Below are 15,732 nucleotides of genomic sequence, written 5' to 3' on the forward strand. Positions count from 1 at the left end.
CTTATCCTGGGTAAACTGATATTGGGGGCTCACGCCTGCCCATCATGTTTATGCTGCTGTTGCGCGTGTTCAGTTTTGAACTCCGACAGCAGCTTTGCTTGCTCTTCAGTCAGAGCCAGGTTTTCCAGAAGTTCAGGTCTTCTAAGCCAGGTGCGGCCCAGCGACTGCTTCAGACGCCAGCGACGTATCTCAGCATGGTTTCCCGACAGCAATACTGGCGGTACTTCCATCTCCTCTAACACTTCAGGACGGGTATAGTGGGGGCAATCCAGCAACCCATCAGCAAAGGAATCTTCCGTTGCCGATGCTTCATGGCCCAGTACTCCCGGAATGAACCGGGAAACGGAGTCAATCAGCGTCATTGCCGGTAACTCACCACCGCTGAGAACGTAATCGCCGATTGACCATTCTTCGTCAATTTCGGTTTGGATTACGCGCTCGTCTATCCCTTCGTAGCGACCGCACACCAGAATCAGTTTCTGATTCGTTGCCAGTTCGCTGACGCCCGCTTGATCAAGCTTGCGTCCCTGAGGTGACAGATAAATCACCTTCGCGCCTTCACCTGCCGCGGCTTTTGCTGCATGAATGGCATCCCGTAAGGGTTGCACCATCATTAGCATCCCCGGTCCGCCGCCGTAAGGACGATCGTCCACGGTACGGTGCCGGTCATGCGTGAAGTCGCGAGGACTCCAGCTTTCGATGCTCAGCAGGCCATTTTTTACTGCCCGGCCAGTTACCCCGTAATCGGTAATTGCGCGGAACATTTCAGGAAACAGGCTAATTATGCCAATCCACATAGCGCCGTCTTTTACCGTTTATCCGGAGAATTTAAAAACCAGGATCCCAATCTACTTCGATAGTACGCGTAGTGAGATCGACTTTCTTGATAACCTGCCCATCGAGGAACGGAACCAACCGCTCCTTGATACCAAATGCATCTTTCAGGTTTGCCTTGATGACGAGCACGTCATTCGACCCGGTTTCCATCATATCGATGACTTTACCGAGGCTATAGCCTTCCGTCGTAACTACCTGGCAGCCCATCAGGTCTTTCCAGTAGTAGTCACCCTCTTCCAGCTCCGGCAACTGCGATGAATCCACGATAATTTCGCAATTAGTCAGTAGATTCGCGGCATCACGATCGTCAACGCCTTTCAGCTTGATGATGATGTCCTGATTGTGGTGGCGCCAGCTTTCCAGCTCAACGACCTGCCACTGACCCGCCTTCTGGATTAACCAGGGCTGATAGTCAAAAATGCTTTCGGCGTCTTCGGTGGAGGAAAACACTCTGAGCCAACCACGGATACCGTAGGAAGAACCCATTTTCCCCAATACGATCGGATCAACAGGTGCTTGCGCGGTGTGTTGCTTGCTCATCATGACCACCGTGACAGATTAAGCTGCTTTGTTAGCGGCTTTGATCAGCGCGGCAACGCGATCGGAAACAGTAGCGCCCTGGCCAACCCAGTGAGCGATACGATCCAGATCCAGGCGAGTTTCTTCTTCCGCACCGTTAGCGATCGGGTTGAAGAAACCAACGCGCTCGATGAAGCGACCGTTGCGTGCATTACGGCTGTCGGTGACAACAACCTGGTAGAACGGACGCTTTTTAGCGCCGTGACGTGCTAAACGAATAGTTACCATAACATCCTCTTGTGTGAATAAAACAACCGGGCCCCATCGAGGAACGGAGCCCGGTGTCATATTAAAAGCCCGAAAATTTTACTGATTTCTGGGGAAAATGCAATCAGCAGTTGATAAGTCTGCTGTAAAAGGCCGTCGGCGGTGCAGCCAGTTTAGTACCAGCGTGTGCGCAACCACTGTAACGTACAGGTAGTACGTGAGGATGGCGAGCACACCCCGGCGCTAAAATGGCAAACAAGATAACCTTATGCCCTTGTTTTTAACGACCCGGGAAGCCTGGCGGCATCATCCCTTTCATCCCGCGCATCATCTTCATCATGCCGCCTTTCGACTTCATCTTCTTCATCATGCGCTGCATGTCGTCGAACTGCTTGAGCAGACGGTTCACATCCTGCACCTGCATGCCGCAGCCGGCGGCGATACGGCGCTTACGCGAACCTTTGATGATTTCCGGCTTAGCGCGCTCTTTCAGGGTCATCGAGTTGATGATCGCTTCCATACGCACCAGCACTTTGTCGTCCATCTGCGCTTTCACGTTGTCCGGGATCTGCCCCATGCCCGGCAGCTTGCCCATCAGGCTGGCCATGCCGCCCATGTTTTTCATCTGGCGCAGCTGCTCAAGGAAGTCGGTGAGGTCGAAACCGTCGCCTTTCTTCAGCTTGGAGGCCAGCTTCTCGGCCTGCGCGCGGTCAACCTTGCTCTCGATATCTTCGATCAGCGACAGCACGTCGCCCATGCCGAGGATACGGGAAGCGACGCGGTCCGGATGGAACGGCTCCAGCGCTTCGGTTTTCTCGCCGACGCCGAGGAATTTAATCGGCTTGCCGGTAATATGGCGAATCGACAGCGCCGCGCCGCCGCGGGCGTCGCCGTCCACTTTAGTCAGCACCACGCCGGTCAGCGGCAGCGCTTCGTTAAAGGCCTTCGCGGTATTCGCCGCATCCTGACCGGTCATCGCATCGACGACGAACAGGGTTTCAACCGGGTTAATGGCGGCGTGGACGTGCTTGATTTCGTCCATCATCGCTTCGTCAACGTGCAGACGACCGGCGGTATCCACCAGCAGCACGTCGTAGAATTTGAGTTTCGCTTCTTTCAGCGCCGCGTTGACGATATCAACCGGCTTCTGCCCGACATCAGACGGGAAGAAATCGACGCCGACCTGCTCGGCCAGGGTTTCCAGCTGTTTGATCGCCGCCGGGCGGTAAACGTCCGCGGAAACGACCAGCACTTTCTTCTTGTGCTTCTCGCGCAGGAATTTCCCCAGCTTACCGACGCTGGTGGTTTTACCAGCACCTTGCAGGCCCGCCATTAGCACCACGGCCGGCGGCTGCGCGGCCAGGTCGAGCGTCTGGTTCTCTTCGCCCATCGCCGCCACCAGCTCGTTGCGGACGATTTTGACGAACTCCTGACCCGGGGTCAGGCTTTTATTGACTTCATGGCCGACCGCGCTCTCTTTGACGCGGCTGATGAAATCACGGACCACCGGAAGCGCAACGTCCGCTTCCAGCAGCGCCATGCGCACTTCGCGCAGGGTGTCTTTAATATTGTCTTCTGTAAGGCGTCCGCGGCCGCTAATGTTGCGCAGCGTACGCGACAAACGATCGGTTAAATTATCAAACATTGTCTCTCGCCTGAGGTGGAAACGGTCGGTCGCCGCAGCGACACACAAAACGAATGTGGCGGAGTATAACACGACATCAATCTGAATGTGCTGCAACGGTTGGAGCAGAGGCCTGCTAACGTTATACTGCTTCTCTTTCTTATTTAGCCAACAGCCGACACCTATGCCTGTTTTTGCTCTACTCGCCCTTGTCGCCTACTCCGTCAGCCTCGCGCTGATTATCCCCGGCTTGCTGCAAAAAAACAGCAGCTGGCGGCGAATGGCGATTTTATCTGCGACTATCGCCTTGATCTGCCATGCTTTTGCGCTGGAAGCACGGATATTCCCCGGCGGCGAGAGCGGGCAAAATCTCAGCTTACTGAACGTCGGGTCGCTGGTCAGCCTGATGATCTGTACGGTGATGACTATCGTGGCCTCGCGCAATCGCGGCTGGCTGCTGCTGCCTATCGTCTATGCCTTCGCGCTGATCAACCTGGCCTTCGCCACATTCGTGCCTAACGAATATATCACCCACCTGGAAACCACCCCGGGGATGCTGGTGCATATCGGCCTGTCGCTCTTCTCGTACGCCACGTTGATCATCGCCGCGCTGTATGCGCTGCAGCTGGCGTGGATCGACTACCAGCTCAAGAATAAAAAGCTGGCCTTCAGCAGCGAAATGCCGCCGCTGATGAGCATTGAGCGCAAAATGTTCCACATCACCCAGGTCGGCGTGGTGCTGCTGACCCTGACGCTGTGCAGCGGCCTGTTCTACATGCACAATCTGTTCAGCAGCGAAAATATCGATAAAGCGGTGCTGTCGATTATTGCGTGGTTCGTCTATATCGTCCTGCTGTGGGGGCACTATCATGAAGGGTGGCGCGGACGTCGTGTGGTCTGGTTCAGCGTCGCTGGCGCCGGTCTGCTGACGCTGGCCTATTTTGGTAGCCGCGTGCTGCAGCAGTTCGTGAGCTAAGTCTTTTAAGGAATCCTACGTGGAACATATCTCCACCACCACGCTGATCATAACGCTGATCGTCATGGTGATTATCTCTGCCTATTTCTCCGGTTCCGAAACCGGCATGATGACGCTGAACCGCTACCGGTTGCGCCACATGGCGAAACAAGGCAACCGCCCCGCCAAGCGCGTGGAGAAGCTGCTGCGCAAGCCGGACCGCCTGATTAGCCTTGTGCTGATCGGCAATAACCTTGTCAACATTCTCGCCTCGGCGCTGGGCACCATCGTCGGCATGCGCCTGTACGGCGACGCCGGCGTCGCGATCGCCACCGGCGTACTTACCTTTGTGGTGCTGGTATTTGCCGAAGTGCTGCCGAAGACCATCGCCGCCCTCTATCCGGAAAAGGTCGCCTACCCCAGCAGCTTCCTGTTGGCGCCCCTGCAGGTGCTGATGATGCCGCTGGTGTGGCTGCTGAATACCATCACCCGCATATTGATGCGCATGATGGGCATCCGCACCGATACCGTCATCAGCAGCGCCCTGAGCAAAGATGAACTGCGCACGATTGTGAATGAATCCCGTTCACAAATCTCACGACGCAATCAGGATATGCTGCTGTCGGTGCTGGACCTGGAGAAGGTCAGCGTTAACGACATCATGGTGCCGCGCAATGAGATTGTCGGCATCGATATCAATGATGACTGGAAATCTATCGTCCGCCAGCTGACCCACTCCCCGCATGGCCGCATCGTGCTCTACCGCGATTCGCTGGACGATGCCATCAGCATGCTGCGCGTTCGCGAAGCCTACCGTCTGATGACGGAGAAGAAAGAGTTCACAAAAGAGATCATGCTGCGGGCGGCAGATGAGATCTACTTTGTGCCGGAAGGCACGCCGCTCAGCACCCAGCTGGTGAAATTTCAGCGCAATAAAAAGAAAGTCGGTCTGGTGGTCGATGAATACGGCGATATTCAGGGGCTGGTCACCGTCGAAGATATTCTTGAAGAGATTGTCGGCGACTTCACCACCTCCATGTCACCCACCCTGGCGGAGGAAGTGACCCCGCTTAACGACGGCACGGTGATTATCGACGGCAGCGCCAACGTTCGCGAAATCAACAAAGCGTTTAACTGGCACCTGCCGGAAGATGAAGCCCGCACCGTCAACGGTATTATCCTCGAAGCGCTGGAAGAGATCCCGGTCCCGGGCACCCGCGTGCGCATTGAGCAGTACGATATAGATATCCTCGACGTGCAGGACAACATGATCAAACAGGTGAAAGTGATGCCGGTGAAATCATTACGCGAGAGCGTCGCGGAGTAGCGCGAGCGAAGGAATTAATATCACGGTGGGCTGCGGCCCGCCGTTTTTTTATCTCGCGTCAGCAGCGATGACATAAAAAACGGCCGCCCGCAGGCAGCCGTTGAGCAAGGCAGCAAGCGTTATTTCGCTTTCGCTACCGTCACCATCGCGGCGCGAATAGTACGGCCGTTCAGGGTATAACCTTTCTGCATCACGGACAGCACGTTGCCCGCCGCCACATCTTCAGACTCGACCATCGCAATGGCCTGGTGGACGTTCGGATCCAGCGGAACGTTGGTGTCGGCGATCACTTCCACGCCGAACTTACGCACTACGTCCAGCATAGATTTCAGGGTCAGTTCGATCCCTTCCACCATCGGCGCCAGCTCCGGATTAGCCTTGTCGGCCACTTCCAGCGCGCGGTCCAGGCTGTCGATCACCGGCAGCAGTTCATTGACGAATTTTTCCAGCGCGAATTTGTGCGCTTTCTCGATATCCTGCTCGGTACGGCGACGCAGGTTATCTTCGTCGGCTTTGGCACGCAGCATCACTTCACGTTCACGTTTCTGCGCTTCAGCCAGCTGGGCTTCCAGATTCGCAATTTTTTCATCGCGCGGATCCACCTGCTCAGCCGAAACTTCAGGCTCTACCGCCTCAACGTCGTCGCGCTGCTCCGTGATAATTTCTTCCGGGGCTTGCCCCTCAGGCGTTTTCTGTTCTTTACTACTCATGAATTTCTCCGCGTTTTTTTCGCATTCATCTCGCTAACTTCGCTTATTATGGGGATCAGTTTCCGGGTTTCAAGGGAAGCGGACAGATTGTCACTATTTCATTTAACGCAAGGACATCCAGATCATGAAGAACCATTTCAAGTGTATCGGCATTGTGGGACATCCTCGTCACCCCACCGCCCTGACCACACATGAAATGCTCTGGCGCTGGCTGTGCAGCAAAGGGTATGAAGTGCTGGTTGAACAGCAGATCGCCCATGAACTTCAGCTCAGCAACGTGAAAACCGGCACGCTGGCGGAGATTGGCCAACAGGCCGATCTCGCGGTGGTGGTGGGCGGCGACGGCAATATGCTCGGCGCGGCGCGGACCCTGGCCCGTTACGACATTAACGTCATCGGCATTAACCGCGGCAACCTCGGCTTTCTCACCGACCTTGACCCGGACAACGCCCTGCAGCAGCTCGCCGACGTGCTGGAAGGCCACTACATCGCCGAGAAACGCTTTCTGCTGGAGGCCCAGGTGTGTCAGCAGGATTGCCAGAAACGTATCAGCACCGCCATCAACGAAGTGGTGCTGCACCCCGGCAAAGTGGCGCATATGATTGAGTTCGAAGTCTATATCGACGAAGTCTTTGCGTTCTCTCAGCGATCCGATGGCCTGATTATCTCCACTCCGACCGGCTCCACCGCCTATTCGCTGTCGGCCGGCGGCCCAATCCTTACACCGTCGCTGGACGCCATCACCCTGGTGCCGATGTTCCCGCACACCCTTTCAGCGCGACCGCTGGTGATCAACGGCGACAGCACCATCCGCCTACGCTTCTCTCACCGCTGCAGCGATCTGGAGATCAGCTGCGACAGCCAGATTGCCCTGCCGATCCAGGATGGCGAAGATGTCCTCATTCGCCGCTGTGATTATCACCTCAATCTGATTCACCCTAAAGATTACAGCTATTTCAATACATTAAGCACCAAGCTCGGCTGGTCGAAAAAATTGTTCTGATTTTCACGGCTGCCTCTTTACTGGATAAAAAACCAGTCTATACTGTACGAAAACACAGTATTGGTTTTTCATACAGGAAGGCAGCTATGTTGGCGCAACTCACCATCAGTAATTTTGCTATCGTTCGTGAACTGGAAATTGATTTCCACAGCGGCATGACCGCCATCACCGGGGAAACCGGCGCCGGGAAATCCATTGCCATCGACGCGCTGGGGCTGTGCCTCGGCGGCAGAGCTGAAGCCGACATGGTGCGTCGCGGCGCCACCCGTGCCGACCTGTGCGCGCGCTTCGCGCTGAAAGATACCCCTGCCGCCCAGCGCTGGCTGGAAGAGAATCAGCTGGAGAGTGGGCGTGAGTGTTTACTTCGCCGGGTGATCAGCGCCGACGGCCGCTCGCGCGGCTTCATCAACGGCACCGCCGTCCCGCTCTCGCAGCTGCGCGAGCTGGGCCAGCTGCTGATCCAGATCCATGGCCAGCATGCCCACCAGCTGCTGACCAAACCCGAACACCAAAAAACGCTGCTCGACGGCTATACCGGTGAGTATGCGCTTACTCAGCGTATGGCCGAGCACTATCGCCAGTGGCACCAGAGCTGCCGCGAGTTGGCCCAGCATCAGCAGCAGAGCCAGGAGCGCGCCGCCCGCGCCGATCTGCTGCAGTATCAGCTTAAAGAGCTGAACGAATTTAACCCGCTGCCGGGAGAATTCGAGCAGATTGACGAAGAGTACAAGCGCCTGGCCAACAGCGGCCAGCTGCTCAGCACCTGCCAGCACGCCCTTACGGTACTGACGGACGGCGAAGAGGCCAATCTGCAGAGCCAGCTTTATACCGCGAGGCAGCTGGTCAGCGAGCTGGTGGGCATGGACAGCAAGCTTTCCGGCGTCCTGGATATGCTGGAAGAGGCGGCCATTCAGCTCAGCGAGGCCAGCGACGAGTTGCGCCACTACCATGACCGTCTGGATCTCGATCCGAACCGTCTGTTTGAACTTGAGCAACGGATTTCCCGACAAATCGCGCTGGCGCGTAAACATCAGGTGATGCCGGAAGAGCTGCCGGCGGTTTATCAGGCGATGCTGGAAGAGCAGCGCCTGCTGGACGACAGCGCCGGCTCGCTGGAATCCCTCAGCCAGCAGGTGGTCGAACATCATCAGCTGGCGCTGGAGACCGCGCGCCAGCTGCATGCCCTGCGCCAGGCCAGCGCCGACGAGCTGACCCAGCTTATCACTGAGAGTATGCACTCACTTTCGATGCCGCACGGGGTCTTCGCGATTGAGGTCGCGTTCGATGAACGCCATCTCACCGCCGACGGCGCCGACCATATTGAGTTCCGCGTCACCACTAACCCCGGTCAGCCGCTGCAGCCAATCGCCAAAGTGGCCTCCGGCGGCGAACTGTCGCGCATTGCGCTGGCGATTCAGGTGATCACCGCGCGTAAAATGGAAACCCCAGCGCTGATTTTCGACGAAGTGGACGTCGGTATCAGCGGCCCGACCGCCGCCGTGGTCGGCAAGCTGCTGCGCCAGCTGGGCGAGTCCACGCAGGTGATGTGCGTGACCCACCTGCCGCAGGTCGCAGGCTGCGGCCACCATCATTTCTTTGTCTGCAAAGAGACCGATGGCGAGATGACCGAAACCCATATGCAGCCGCTGGATAAACGTGCTCGCTTGCAGGAGCTGGCCCGTCTGCTGGGCGGCAGCGAAGTCACGCGCAACACCCTGGCGAACGCGAAAGAGTTGCTTGCGGCGTAAACTTTTTGATTTTCACAGGGTCATAGTGAACAGCAAATTGCCTGCTGACCTGCAGCCGGAGGTTTCCAACGGCGCGAAGGTCTATTATTATCGGCATATTACAGATGAGCCACGTACTGCTCGGGCCCAAAAAGGAATCAAATCACTATGCGCTGTAAAACGCTGACTGCTGCCGCAGCGGTTCTTCTTATGTTGACCGCAGGCTGTTCCACTCTGGAACGAGTGGTTTACCGTCCTGACATCAACCAGGGTAACTATCTGGCACCAAACGATGTAGCAAAAATTCGTGTCGGTATGACGCAACAGCAGGTAGCTTATGCTCTGGGGACGCCAATGATGACGGATCCGTTCGGCACCAATACCTGGTTCTATGTCTTCCGTCAGGAGCCGGGCCACCAGAAAGTGACTCAGCAGACCCTAACCCTGACCTTCAACAGCGGCGGTGTGTTGACTAACATTGATAACAAGCCTGCGCTGACCAGTCAGTAAGGCCCGGAAAAGCAAAAAGCGCTCGATGAGCGCTTTTTTTATGGCTGATAGTCGGTCTGCTGCAGGTTACTTTGCGGCGCTTTTCTCTGCCCGCTGGCGACGCAGCTCTTTCGGGTCTGCGATCAGCGGACGATAGATTTCCACCCGGTCGCCGTCGTGAACTTCGTCATGCAGCTTTACCGGACGACTATAGATACCCAGCTTGTTTTTCGCCAGATCGATGTCATCACGCAGCGCCAGCAGACCGCTGGCGATAATCGCCTGCTCGACCGTCGCCCCCTCGTCCAAGGTGACCCGCTGCAGGTACTGCTTTTCAGGCAGCGCGTAAGCGACCTCAACACGAATATTAGCCGGCACTGTAAACCTCTTTGGCGCGCGAAGTGAACGCCTGCACCATGTTAGCGGCCAGCTCTTTGAAGATCCGGCCAAAAGCCATCTCAATCAGTTTATTAGTAAACTCGAAATCGAGATGGAATTCGATTTTGCAGGCCTCGGGGCTCAGCGGAATAAACTTCCAGCCGCCAATCAGCTTCTTGAACGGGCCATCCACCAGGCTCATCAAAATGCTCTGGTTGCTGGTCAGTGTATTGCGTGTGGTGAAGGTCTTACTGATGCCGGCTTTGGACACATCAACCGCCGCCGTCATTTGCGTCGGCCCCAATTCCAGCACGCGGCTACCGGTGCAGCCTGGCAGAAAATCAGGATAGGACTTCACATCGTTTACCAGTTGATACATCTGTTCCGCGCTGAAAGGCACCAGCGCAGTACGGCTAATCTGAGGCATAGCAGGTTCCACATTTAAACACAGTGCAAATAATATCATTTATCTGCTGCTAAAAAAAACGCTGTGCCGCAACTCGTGCTAAGATGCGCAGTACACCTCGCAGGATGCGATCGAGGTAACTGTGTATAAGACGATGACTTCAGGACATTATGACTAAGAAAAAAGCCCACAAACCTGGATCAGCCACCATTGCGCTGAATAAACGCGCCCGTCACGAATACTTTATCGAAGATGAATACGAGGCTGGTCTCGCCCTGCAGGGCTGGGAAGTCAAATCCCTGCGTGCAGGCAAAGCCAACATCGGCGATAGCTATGTCATCCTGAAGGATGGCGAAGCCTTCCTGTTCGGCGCCAACTTTACGCCCATGGCCGTGGCTTCCACCCACTATGTCTGCGACCCGACGCGCACCCGTAAGCTGCTGCTCAACCAGCGCGAACTCGACACGCTGTACGGCCGCATTAACCGCGAAGGTTACACCGTCGTCGCCCTGTCGCTGTACTGGAAGAACGCCTGGTGCAAAGTGAAAATCGGCGTCGCCAAAGGTAAGAAACAGCACGACAAGCGTACCGACCTGAAAGATCGTGAATGGGCGCTGGATAAGGCGCGTATTATGAAGCACGCCGGACGTTAATCTCCCCTCCCCGAGGGCCAGCTCTCGCTGGCCCTTACGCTATATCCTTGTTGATGCTGCTTTTTCGTCCACCCTGCTTAAATAATCCTGCGTGATGGGGCTGGTAACGACATTCACAAATCTGTTATACTTGACCTACACATTGGGGCTGATTCTGGATTCGACGGGATTTGCGAAACCCAAGGTGCATGCCGAGGGGCGGTTGGCCTCGTAAAAAGCCGCAAAAAATAGTCGCAAACGACGAAAACTACGCTTTAGCAGCTTAATAACCTGCTCTGAGCCCTCTCTCCCTAGCTTCCGCTCTTAAGACGGGGATCAAAGAGAGGTCAAACCCAAAAGAGATCGCGTGGATGCCCTGCCTGGGGTTGAAGCGTTAAATCTAATCAGGCTAGTTTGTTAGTGGCGTGTCTGTCCGCAGCTGGCAAGCGAATGTAAAGACTGACTAAGCATGTAGTGCCGAGGATGTAGGAATTTCGGACGCGGGTTCAACTCCCGCCAGCTCCACCAAATATTGATGTACTGAAGTTCAGTAAAGTCTACTAAGCCCGCACAGCACAAGCTCTGCGGGCTTTTTTACGTCTATGGTAGTCTACCGAGAATTGCTAGAAGCTACTCGTTATGGCACCCTTTTTGGGACCCAACATAAAGGGTCCAAAACTTGAGGGTCCCAAAATGGCAAAAATCGCTAAGAAGCTTACTGACACTGAAATCAAAAGCACCAAGCCAACTGACAAAGAAATCAACTTGTTTGACGGTGATGGTTTGATCCTACGAATCGCTCCCCTCTCGAAAGGAGGGAAGAAGAATTGGTATTTCAGGTATGCAGTGCCGGTGAGTAAGAAAAGGACCAAAATGAGCCTTGGGACCTACCCTCACCTCACACTGGCAAGAGCAAGAGCCTTGCGAGATGAATACCTTTCCTTGCTTGCGAATGGTATAAATCCACAAGTTCATAACACCCAGAAAGCCAATGCCCTGAAAGATGCCACGGAACACACATTTCAAGCAGTAGCCAAGAAGTGGCTTGATGAGAAAGTCAAAACGTCAGGCATCTCCCAGGATCATGCTAACGACATCTGGAGAAGTCTAGAGAGAAATATCTTTCCAACGTTGGGTGATACCCCCATTAAGGAGATTCGCCCTAAAATGCTTAAATAGCATTTAGACCCCATAGAAAAACGAGGTGTCCTTGAAACACTTCGACGCATCATATCCCGCCTGAATGAAATTTTCCGCTATGCAGCAACAGAAGAACTCATAGAATTCAATCCGGCTGACAATCTTGCCCAGAGATTTAGTAAGCCGAAGAAACAGAACATGCCAGCCCTGCCCCCAACCGAACTCCCCCGCTTCCTTACAGTGTTAAACAACGCCTCAGTCCGTATGGAGACACGATTGCTGATTGAATGGCAGTTACTAACCTGGGTTCGTCCCGGCGAAGCTGTTCGTGCAAGATGGGCCGATATAGATACTGACAACTCAATGTGGAACATACCATCCGATTTTATGAAAATGAAGAAGCCACATAAGGTCCCATTAAGTAAAGAAGCTTTGCGAGTATTGGATTCAATGAAAGCGATAAGTGGGCATCGTGAATGGGTGTTTCCCAGCATAAAGGCTCCTCTTAACCATATGCATGAACAAACAGCTAATGCTGCCATAATCCGTATGGGCTTTGGGGGAGAGCTTGTAGCCCATGGAATGAGATCTATTGCACGAACGGCCGCAGAGGAGTCTGGTAAGTTCAGGACAGATGTCTTAGAAGCGGCCCTTGCCCACTCGAAGAAAGATGAAATAACTGCAGCTTACAATCGTGCTGAGTATCTCGCGGAACGGGTAGTTCTCATGCAATGGTGGAGTGACTATGTGCAAGCTCACAGGCTAAAAGCTATTGCAGCTTAATAATTAAAAAACACATAATAAACAAATGTAATTACTAGAATTGCATCTCTATTTTTCAACGAACAACTTAGAACCATACACCCAGCATTAACCAATTAAAGCCCTGTTTTAGCTTCTGAGATTAAGCAATAGCTGGTCAAATAATTTCAGAAGCTTTTTTTTGATCCAAACCAAACAACACTACTTAACTCATTGTATATATTGCTTTTTTATGTTAGCAATAAATACAATGTACAGCATACATGCATATGTTGGGGCGGTAGCATTTAAATGTACAATTCTCATCCGTAAAGTTCACACAGCATTTATGAATAAGGTTGGTCTATGAGTGAAAATAAACTGTTTGATAATTATGAGATTATAGAAAGAAATCTACTAAAAACAGAATCAAATAAAAATATTCCTGAAGTAATTCTTACCCTTAAAGATGGAGAGAGTTACATTATCAAACATTGGCCAAGAAATACCTCAAGTGATGAACAAGTTCTTGAAAGTATTTGGCAACATGAATTACGACAACTACAAAGGTTAAAGGGATATCCTGGAGTAGGAGATTATATAGTAAATCCTGTTGAATCAAAAAAAACAAATGAAGGGTACTATCTTGTTTTAAATTCTGATGGAAGAGTACCTACTTCTTACTTATTGAATAAAAGAACATTATCTCTCCCAAGAAAAAGCCACTGGCTCACCCGTTTAAAAGATCCAGCAGTTAGAATCAGATTCTGGAAAAATATCTGTAGAATTACAAATGCTATTGGTTTGCTTCATGCGCAAGGGTTGTTACATCGACATTTAGATGAAAATTCAATTCTAACATATGATTATGAATCAGATGATTATAACGATTTTCAATTGACCGGCTTCGAGTGGTCAATCCGAATGCCTACACTTACCAGAGCTAAAATTGAGCCTGTTGGTGAACACGGTAAAATATCAACTTTTGCTACAGATTGGATCGATTTAGGAATTTTAATAGCAAACTTTTTAAAAATAGATATAAATGAAATTAAATCTCTGCAGTTCCCAGCAGAATACTTCATTTCTAAGTACGATCTGACAATTAGTGAAGTAGCTATAATTCGTAGTCTATTAGGAATCCAACCTATTCAGCAAAATGCTATAAAAGAACTTCTTGGTGAAAAAGATATTCTACAGTTTTTAGATGGTATAATTGATGAGCTTACTGAATTCTATAAAAAAACGAAAACTATTCATGGGTTAGCAATAAACACTAAGTATGAACAATCTGATAATACCAAAGATAAAAAAGAGCTATTTCACTGCATACAAAAAATAATCTTTGAGAAAAGTGAATTCACAATATCCAGAGATGACTCTGATATAATAAAGAGTTTCGTAAGCGAAGATTTATCAGATTCACCAGTATTATTTGTTAATACCTCAGAACACAATCGATATGATGTAGTATTGAAAGGGAAAGAACTTTTTTATGTACTAACACCATTTCAACCTGACCATCGAACGAGTGACAAAACATGGGATTTAGGTTATTCACAATATGCATATTTAGAGTTGCCAAATAGATTCTTTGGTAAAGATAATTACATTGAACTAAATAGTAATAATATATCATGTTATACTCATTACGAAGCCAGGAAATTTTTGAATAGTAATGATAACTCATTAAGCCTACTGTCTTGGGAAATGATTTTCAAAGATATAGGTAAAACTAAAAACAAAAGAAATGAAGAACATCTTCGATTATTGGAGGGCCTAACTGCCGTTCATATTACAAATATCGCATATGCAAAAGCAGAAATTTTCCCTGTAGAAAACATCAGTGAAGAAAGCGAACCAGATAATATTAGCTCATGGATCTTTAAATTCATTCCCAAATTTGACGAAACAACGGAGGAACTGTCTAAGTCGCTAAGTATTGACTCACCATCTGTCAGGCTTGAAAAAATTATAAATAGTAGTGAAAACAACGATAAGGTATCTTGGAGTTTAGTAGACAATAATGATTTCAGTAGAGTTGACGAAGAGATTCTTTTAGAGTTTTATGGCTATGAAACAGATCAAGACAATCAAGAAATATATAGCTTCATCTCTAAAAAACCTCTTCCAGAATGGAGGAATTTTTATATTGTTCCCGACTCGATTGAAGGAACTCTGCGCCAAATAACAAGACATGCAAATACATTGGATATGCTTGAAAATCATATCGAATTGATGAATGTAATTACTTCCCCTAATTCAAATCTCACAGTAAGCAATGAAGATATAAATGCAAAAGATATAATGGACTCATTGGATGAATCTAAACAAAGAGTTTTTACAAAAGTATTATCAACATTGCCAATGAACCTTGTACAAGGTCCACCGGGAGTAGGTAAAACTCACTTAGTCAAAGCAATTTCTAAATTTATCTTTAAAGAAGAACCTAATAGCAGGATACTCTTTACTGCACAAAGTCATGCAACCGTTCAACATCTATATCACGAAGTTGTCAAAGATTTACTTACTGAAAACAAACATACAAATGATCCCATAATTATTAGATGCAACAAAATATCTGGCGAAGATAATATAATATTAAACAGTGCCGATGAAACTGGATTAGAATATTTGCGGAAGTTCGTAGAAAGCCCTTTATACAAAAACTCTTCCAATCAAAGTTTAAAAAGTAATATTTCCAGTTTGCTTAAAGCTCCTCCAGTAAAGAGATACCCACTAATTAATCAACTAATTAAATCAGCAAGCTTAATATTTGCTACAACTAATTCAGATTATGTAGAGAGAATGATAAAAGAAAGAGCACAATTTGATTGGTCGATCATGGAAGAAAGTGGAAAGGTTACAGGTATAGAATTAATAAGCCCACTTTTATTATCCTACCGACGATTAATGATCGGTGATCACAATCAATTGCCACCGTATCGGGCTTTGTTGAATAAATCGAACTTTTGCT

14 protein-coding genes, 1 other RNA gene and 2 pseudogenes are annotated in these 15,732 nt (G+C 50.6%); 10 read left to right on the plus strand and 7 right to left on the minus strand.

Going from position 1 to position 15,732, the window contains the following annotated elements; genetic code table 11:
* Window positions 1-29: 29 nt before the first annotated feature.
* From trmD to ffh, 4 genes are all read right to left on the minus strand, one after another.
* A complete protein-coding gene (gene trmD, locus HMPREF3140_RS20875) occupies window positions 30-797 on the minus strand; it encodes a tRNA (guanosine(37)-N1)-methyltransferase TrmD (protein ID WP_015958818.1) in 768 nt (255 codons plus the stop codon).
* 31 nt (window positions 798-828) lie between these two features.
* Window positions 829-1,377 (minus strand): ribosome maturation factor RimM, encoded by a 549-nt coding sequence (gene rimM, locus HMPREF3140_RS20880; RefSeq protein WP_004150977.1) that lies wholly within the window; start codon window positions 1,375-1,377, stop codon window positions 829-831.
* Window positions 1,378-1,395: 18 nt separating this feature from the next.
* Window positions 1,396-1,644: a 30S ribosomal protein S16 gene (gene rpsP / locus HMPREF3140_RS20885; protein WP_002914149.1), complete on the minus strand. Its 249-nt coding sequence runs from the start codon at window positions 1,642-1,644 to the stop codon at window positions 1,396-1,398.
* A 259-nt stretch (window positions 1,645-1,903) separates the two neighbouring features.
* Window positions 1,904-3,268: a signal recognition particle protein gene (gene ffh / locus HMPREF3140_RS20890; RefSeq protein ID WP_002914152.1), complete on the minus strand. Its 1,365-nt coding sequence runs from the start codon at window positions 3,266-3,268 to the stop codon at window positions 1,904-1,906.
* Between the two features lie 163 nt (window positions 3,269-3,431).
* Between ffh and HMPREF3140_RS20895 the strand changes: the two genes are divergently transcribed.
* Window positions 3,432-4,223: a cytochrome C assembly family protein gene (locus HMPREF3140_RS20895; protein ID WP_002914153.1), complete on the plus strand. Its 792-nt coding sequence runs from the start codon at window positions 3,432-3,434 to the stop codon at window positions 4,221-4,223.
* Between the two features lie 19 nt (window positions 4,224-4,242).
* Window positions 4,243-5,529 carry an HlyC/CorC family transporter gene (locus HMPREF3140_RS20900; RefSeq protein WP_004149392.1) on the plus strand — a complete coding sequence of 429 codons (1,287 nt, stop codon included), beginning with the start codon at window positions 4,243-4,245 and terminating at the stop codon, window positions 5,527-5,529.
* Between the two features lie 119 nt (window positions 5,530-5,648).
* Here the strand turns inward: HMPREF3140_RS20900 and grpE are convergent, their stop codons facing one another.
* Window positions 5,649-6,239: a nucleotide exchange factor GrpE gene (gene grpE / locus HMPREF3140_RS20905; protein ID WP_023285468.1), complete on the minus strand. Its 591-nt coding sequence runs from the start codon at window positions 6,237-6,239 to the stop codon at window positions 5,649-5,651.
* Window positions 6,240-6,363: 124 nt separating this feature from the next.
* Here grpE and nadK point away from each other — a divergent pair, with 124 nt between their 5' ends.
* The 3 genes from nadK (at window position 6,364) to bamE (ending at window position 9,479) form a co-directional block, all read left to right on the plus strand.
* The gene (nadK, locus tag HMPREF3140_RS20910; RefSeq protein WP_002914158.1) at window positions 6,364-7,242 is read left to right on the plus strand and encodes an NAD(+) kinase; all 879 of its coding nucleotides are present in this window, start codon (window positions 6,364-6,366) and stop codon (window positions 7,240-7,242) included.
* 86 nt (window positions 7,243-7,328) lie between these two features.
* Window positions 7,329-8,990: a DNA repair protein RecN gene (gene recN / locus HMPREF3140_RS20915; protein ID WP_023313494.1), complete on the plus strand. Its 1,662-nt coding sequence runs from the start codon at window positions 7,329-7,331 to the stop codon at window positions 8,988-8,990.
* A 147-nt stretch (window positions 8,991-9,137) separates the two neighbouring features.
* Entirely contained in the window at window positions 9,138-9,479 is a 342-nt protein-coding gene (bamE, locus tag HMPREF3140_RS20925; RefSeq protein WP_002914160.1) for an outer membrane protein assembly factor BamE, read from the plus strand.
* A 66-nt stretch (window positions 9,480-9,545) separates the two neighbouring features.
* On the opposite strand, the gene HMPREF3140_RS20930 is transcribed toward bamE, so the two are convergent.
* Both HMPREF3140_RS20930 and HMPREF3140_RS20935 read right to left on the minus strand, forming a co-directional pair.
* Complete coding sequence (locus HMPREF3140_RS20930; RefSeq protein ID WP_004145682.1) at window positions 9,546-9,836, minus strand: RnfH family protein; 291 nt, start codon at window positions 9,834-9,836, stop codon at window positions 9,546-9,548.
* Window positions 9,826-10,263 (minus strand): type II toxin-antitoxin system RatA family toxin, encoded by a 438-nt coding sequence (locus HMPREF3140_RS20935; protein ID WP_004174798.1) that lies wholly within the window; start codon window positions 10,261-10,263, stop codon window positions 9,826-9,828. The genes HMPREF3140_RS20930 and HMPREF3140_RS20935 overlap by 11 nt, the downstream gene beginning before the upstream one ends.
* Before the next feature lie 149 nt (window positions 10,264-10,412).
* On the opposite strand from HMPREF3140_RS20935, the gene smpB reads away from it, so the two are divergent.
* From smpB to HMPREF3140_RS27740, 5 genes and pseudogenes are all read left to right on the plus strand, one after another.
* Entirely contained in the window at window positions 10,413-10,895 is a 483-nt protein-coding gene (gene smpB / locus HMPREF3140_RS20940; RefSeq protein WP_002914164.1) for an SsrA-binding protein SmpB, read from the plus strand.
* Window positions 10,896-11,039: 144 nt separating this feature from the next.
* Window positions 11,040-11,402: a transfer-messenger RNA gene (ssrA, locus tag HMPREF3140_RS20945) on the plus strand.
* 165 nt (window positions 11,403-11,567) lie between these two features.
* Window positions 11,568-12,170: pseudogene (locus HMPREF3140_RS29370) on the plus strand (integrase arm-type DNA-binding domain-containing protein); the annotation flags it as partial.
* 63 nt (window positions 12,171-12,233) lie between these two features.
* Window positions 12,234-12,797, plus strand: a pseudogene (locus HMPREF3140_RS29375) (tyrosine-type recombinase/integrase); the annotation flags it as partial.
* 324 nt (window positions 12,798-13,121) lie between these two features.
* Window positions 13,122-15,732, plus strand: a 2,611-nt coding sequence (locus tag HMPREF3140_RS27740; protein WP_077270461.1) for an AAA domain-containing protein, incomplete at its 3' end; no start/stop codon positions are given.

It is taken from the genome of Klebsiella sp. HMSC16A12 (genome assembly GCF_001808265.1).
Classification (GTDB): domain Bacteria; phylum Pseudomonadota; class Gammaproteobacteria; order Enterobacterales; family Enterobacteriaceae; genus Klebsiella; species Klebsiella pneumoniae.

What these genes read in the sequence shown, in the direction of transcription:
- bamE (WP_002914160.1), top strand. Translation starts at nt 9,138, where the DNA reads ATGCGCTGTAAAACGCTGACTGCTGCCGCAGCGGTTCTTCTTATGTTG.
- grpE (WP_023285468.1), bottom strand. Translation starts at nt 6,239, where the DNA reads ATGAGTAGTAAAGAACAGAAAACGCCTGAGGGGCAAGCCCCGGAAGAA.
- nadK (WP_002914158.1), top strand. Translation starts at nt 6,364, where the DNA reads ATGAAGAACCATTTCAAGTGTATCGGCATTGTGGGACATCCTCGTCAC.
- trmD (WP_015958818.1), bottom strand. Translation starts at nt 797, where the DNA reads ATGTGGATTGGCATAATTAGCCTGTTTCCTGAAATGTTCCGCGCAATT.
- HMPREF3140_RS20895 (WP_002914153.1), top strand. Translation starts at nt 3,432, where the DNA reads ATGCCTGTTTTTGCTCTACTCGCCCTTGTCGCCTACTCCGTCAGCCTC.
- recN (WP_023313494.1), top strand. Translation starts at nt 7,329, where the DNA reads ATGTTGGCGCAACTCACCATCAGTAATTTTGCTATCGTTCGTGAACTG.
- HMPREF3140_RS20935 (WP_004174798.1), bottom strand. Translation starts at nt 10,263, where the DNA reads ATGCCTCAGATTAGCCGTACTGCGCTGGTGCCTTTCAGCGCGGAACAG.
- ffh (WP_002914152.1), bottom strand. Translation starts at nt 3,268, where the DNA reads ATGTTTGATAATTTAACCGATCGTTTGTCGCGTACGCTGCGCAACATT.
- rimM (WP_004150977.1), bottom strand. Translation starts at nt 1,377, where the DNA reads ATGAGCAAGCAACACACCGCGCAAGCACCTGTTGATCCGATCGTATTG.
- rpsP (WP_002914149.1), bottom strand. Translation starts at nt 1,644, where the DNA reads ATGGTAACTATTCGTTTAGCACGTCACGGCGCTAAAAAGCGTCCGTTC.
- smpB (WP_002914164.1), top strand. Translation starts at nt 10,413, where the DNA reads ATGACTAAGAAAAAAGCCCACAAACCTGGATCAGCCACCATTGCGCTG.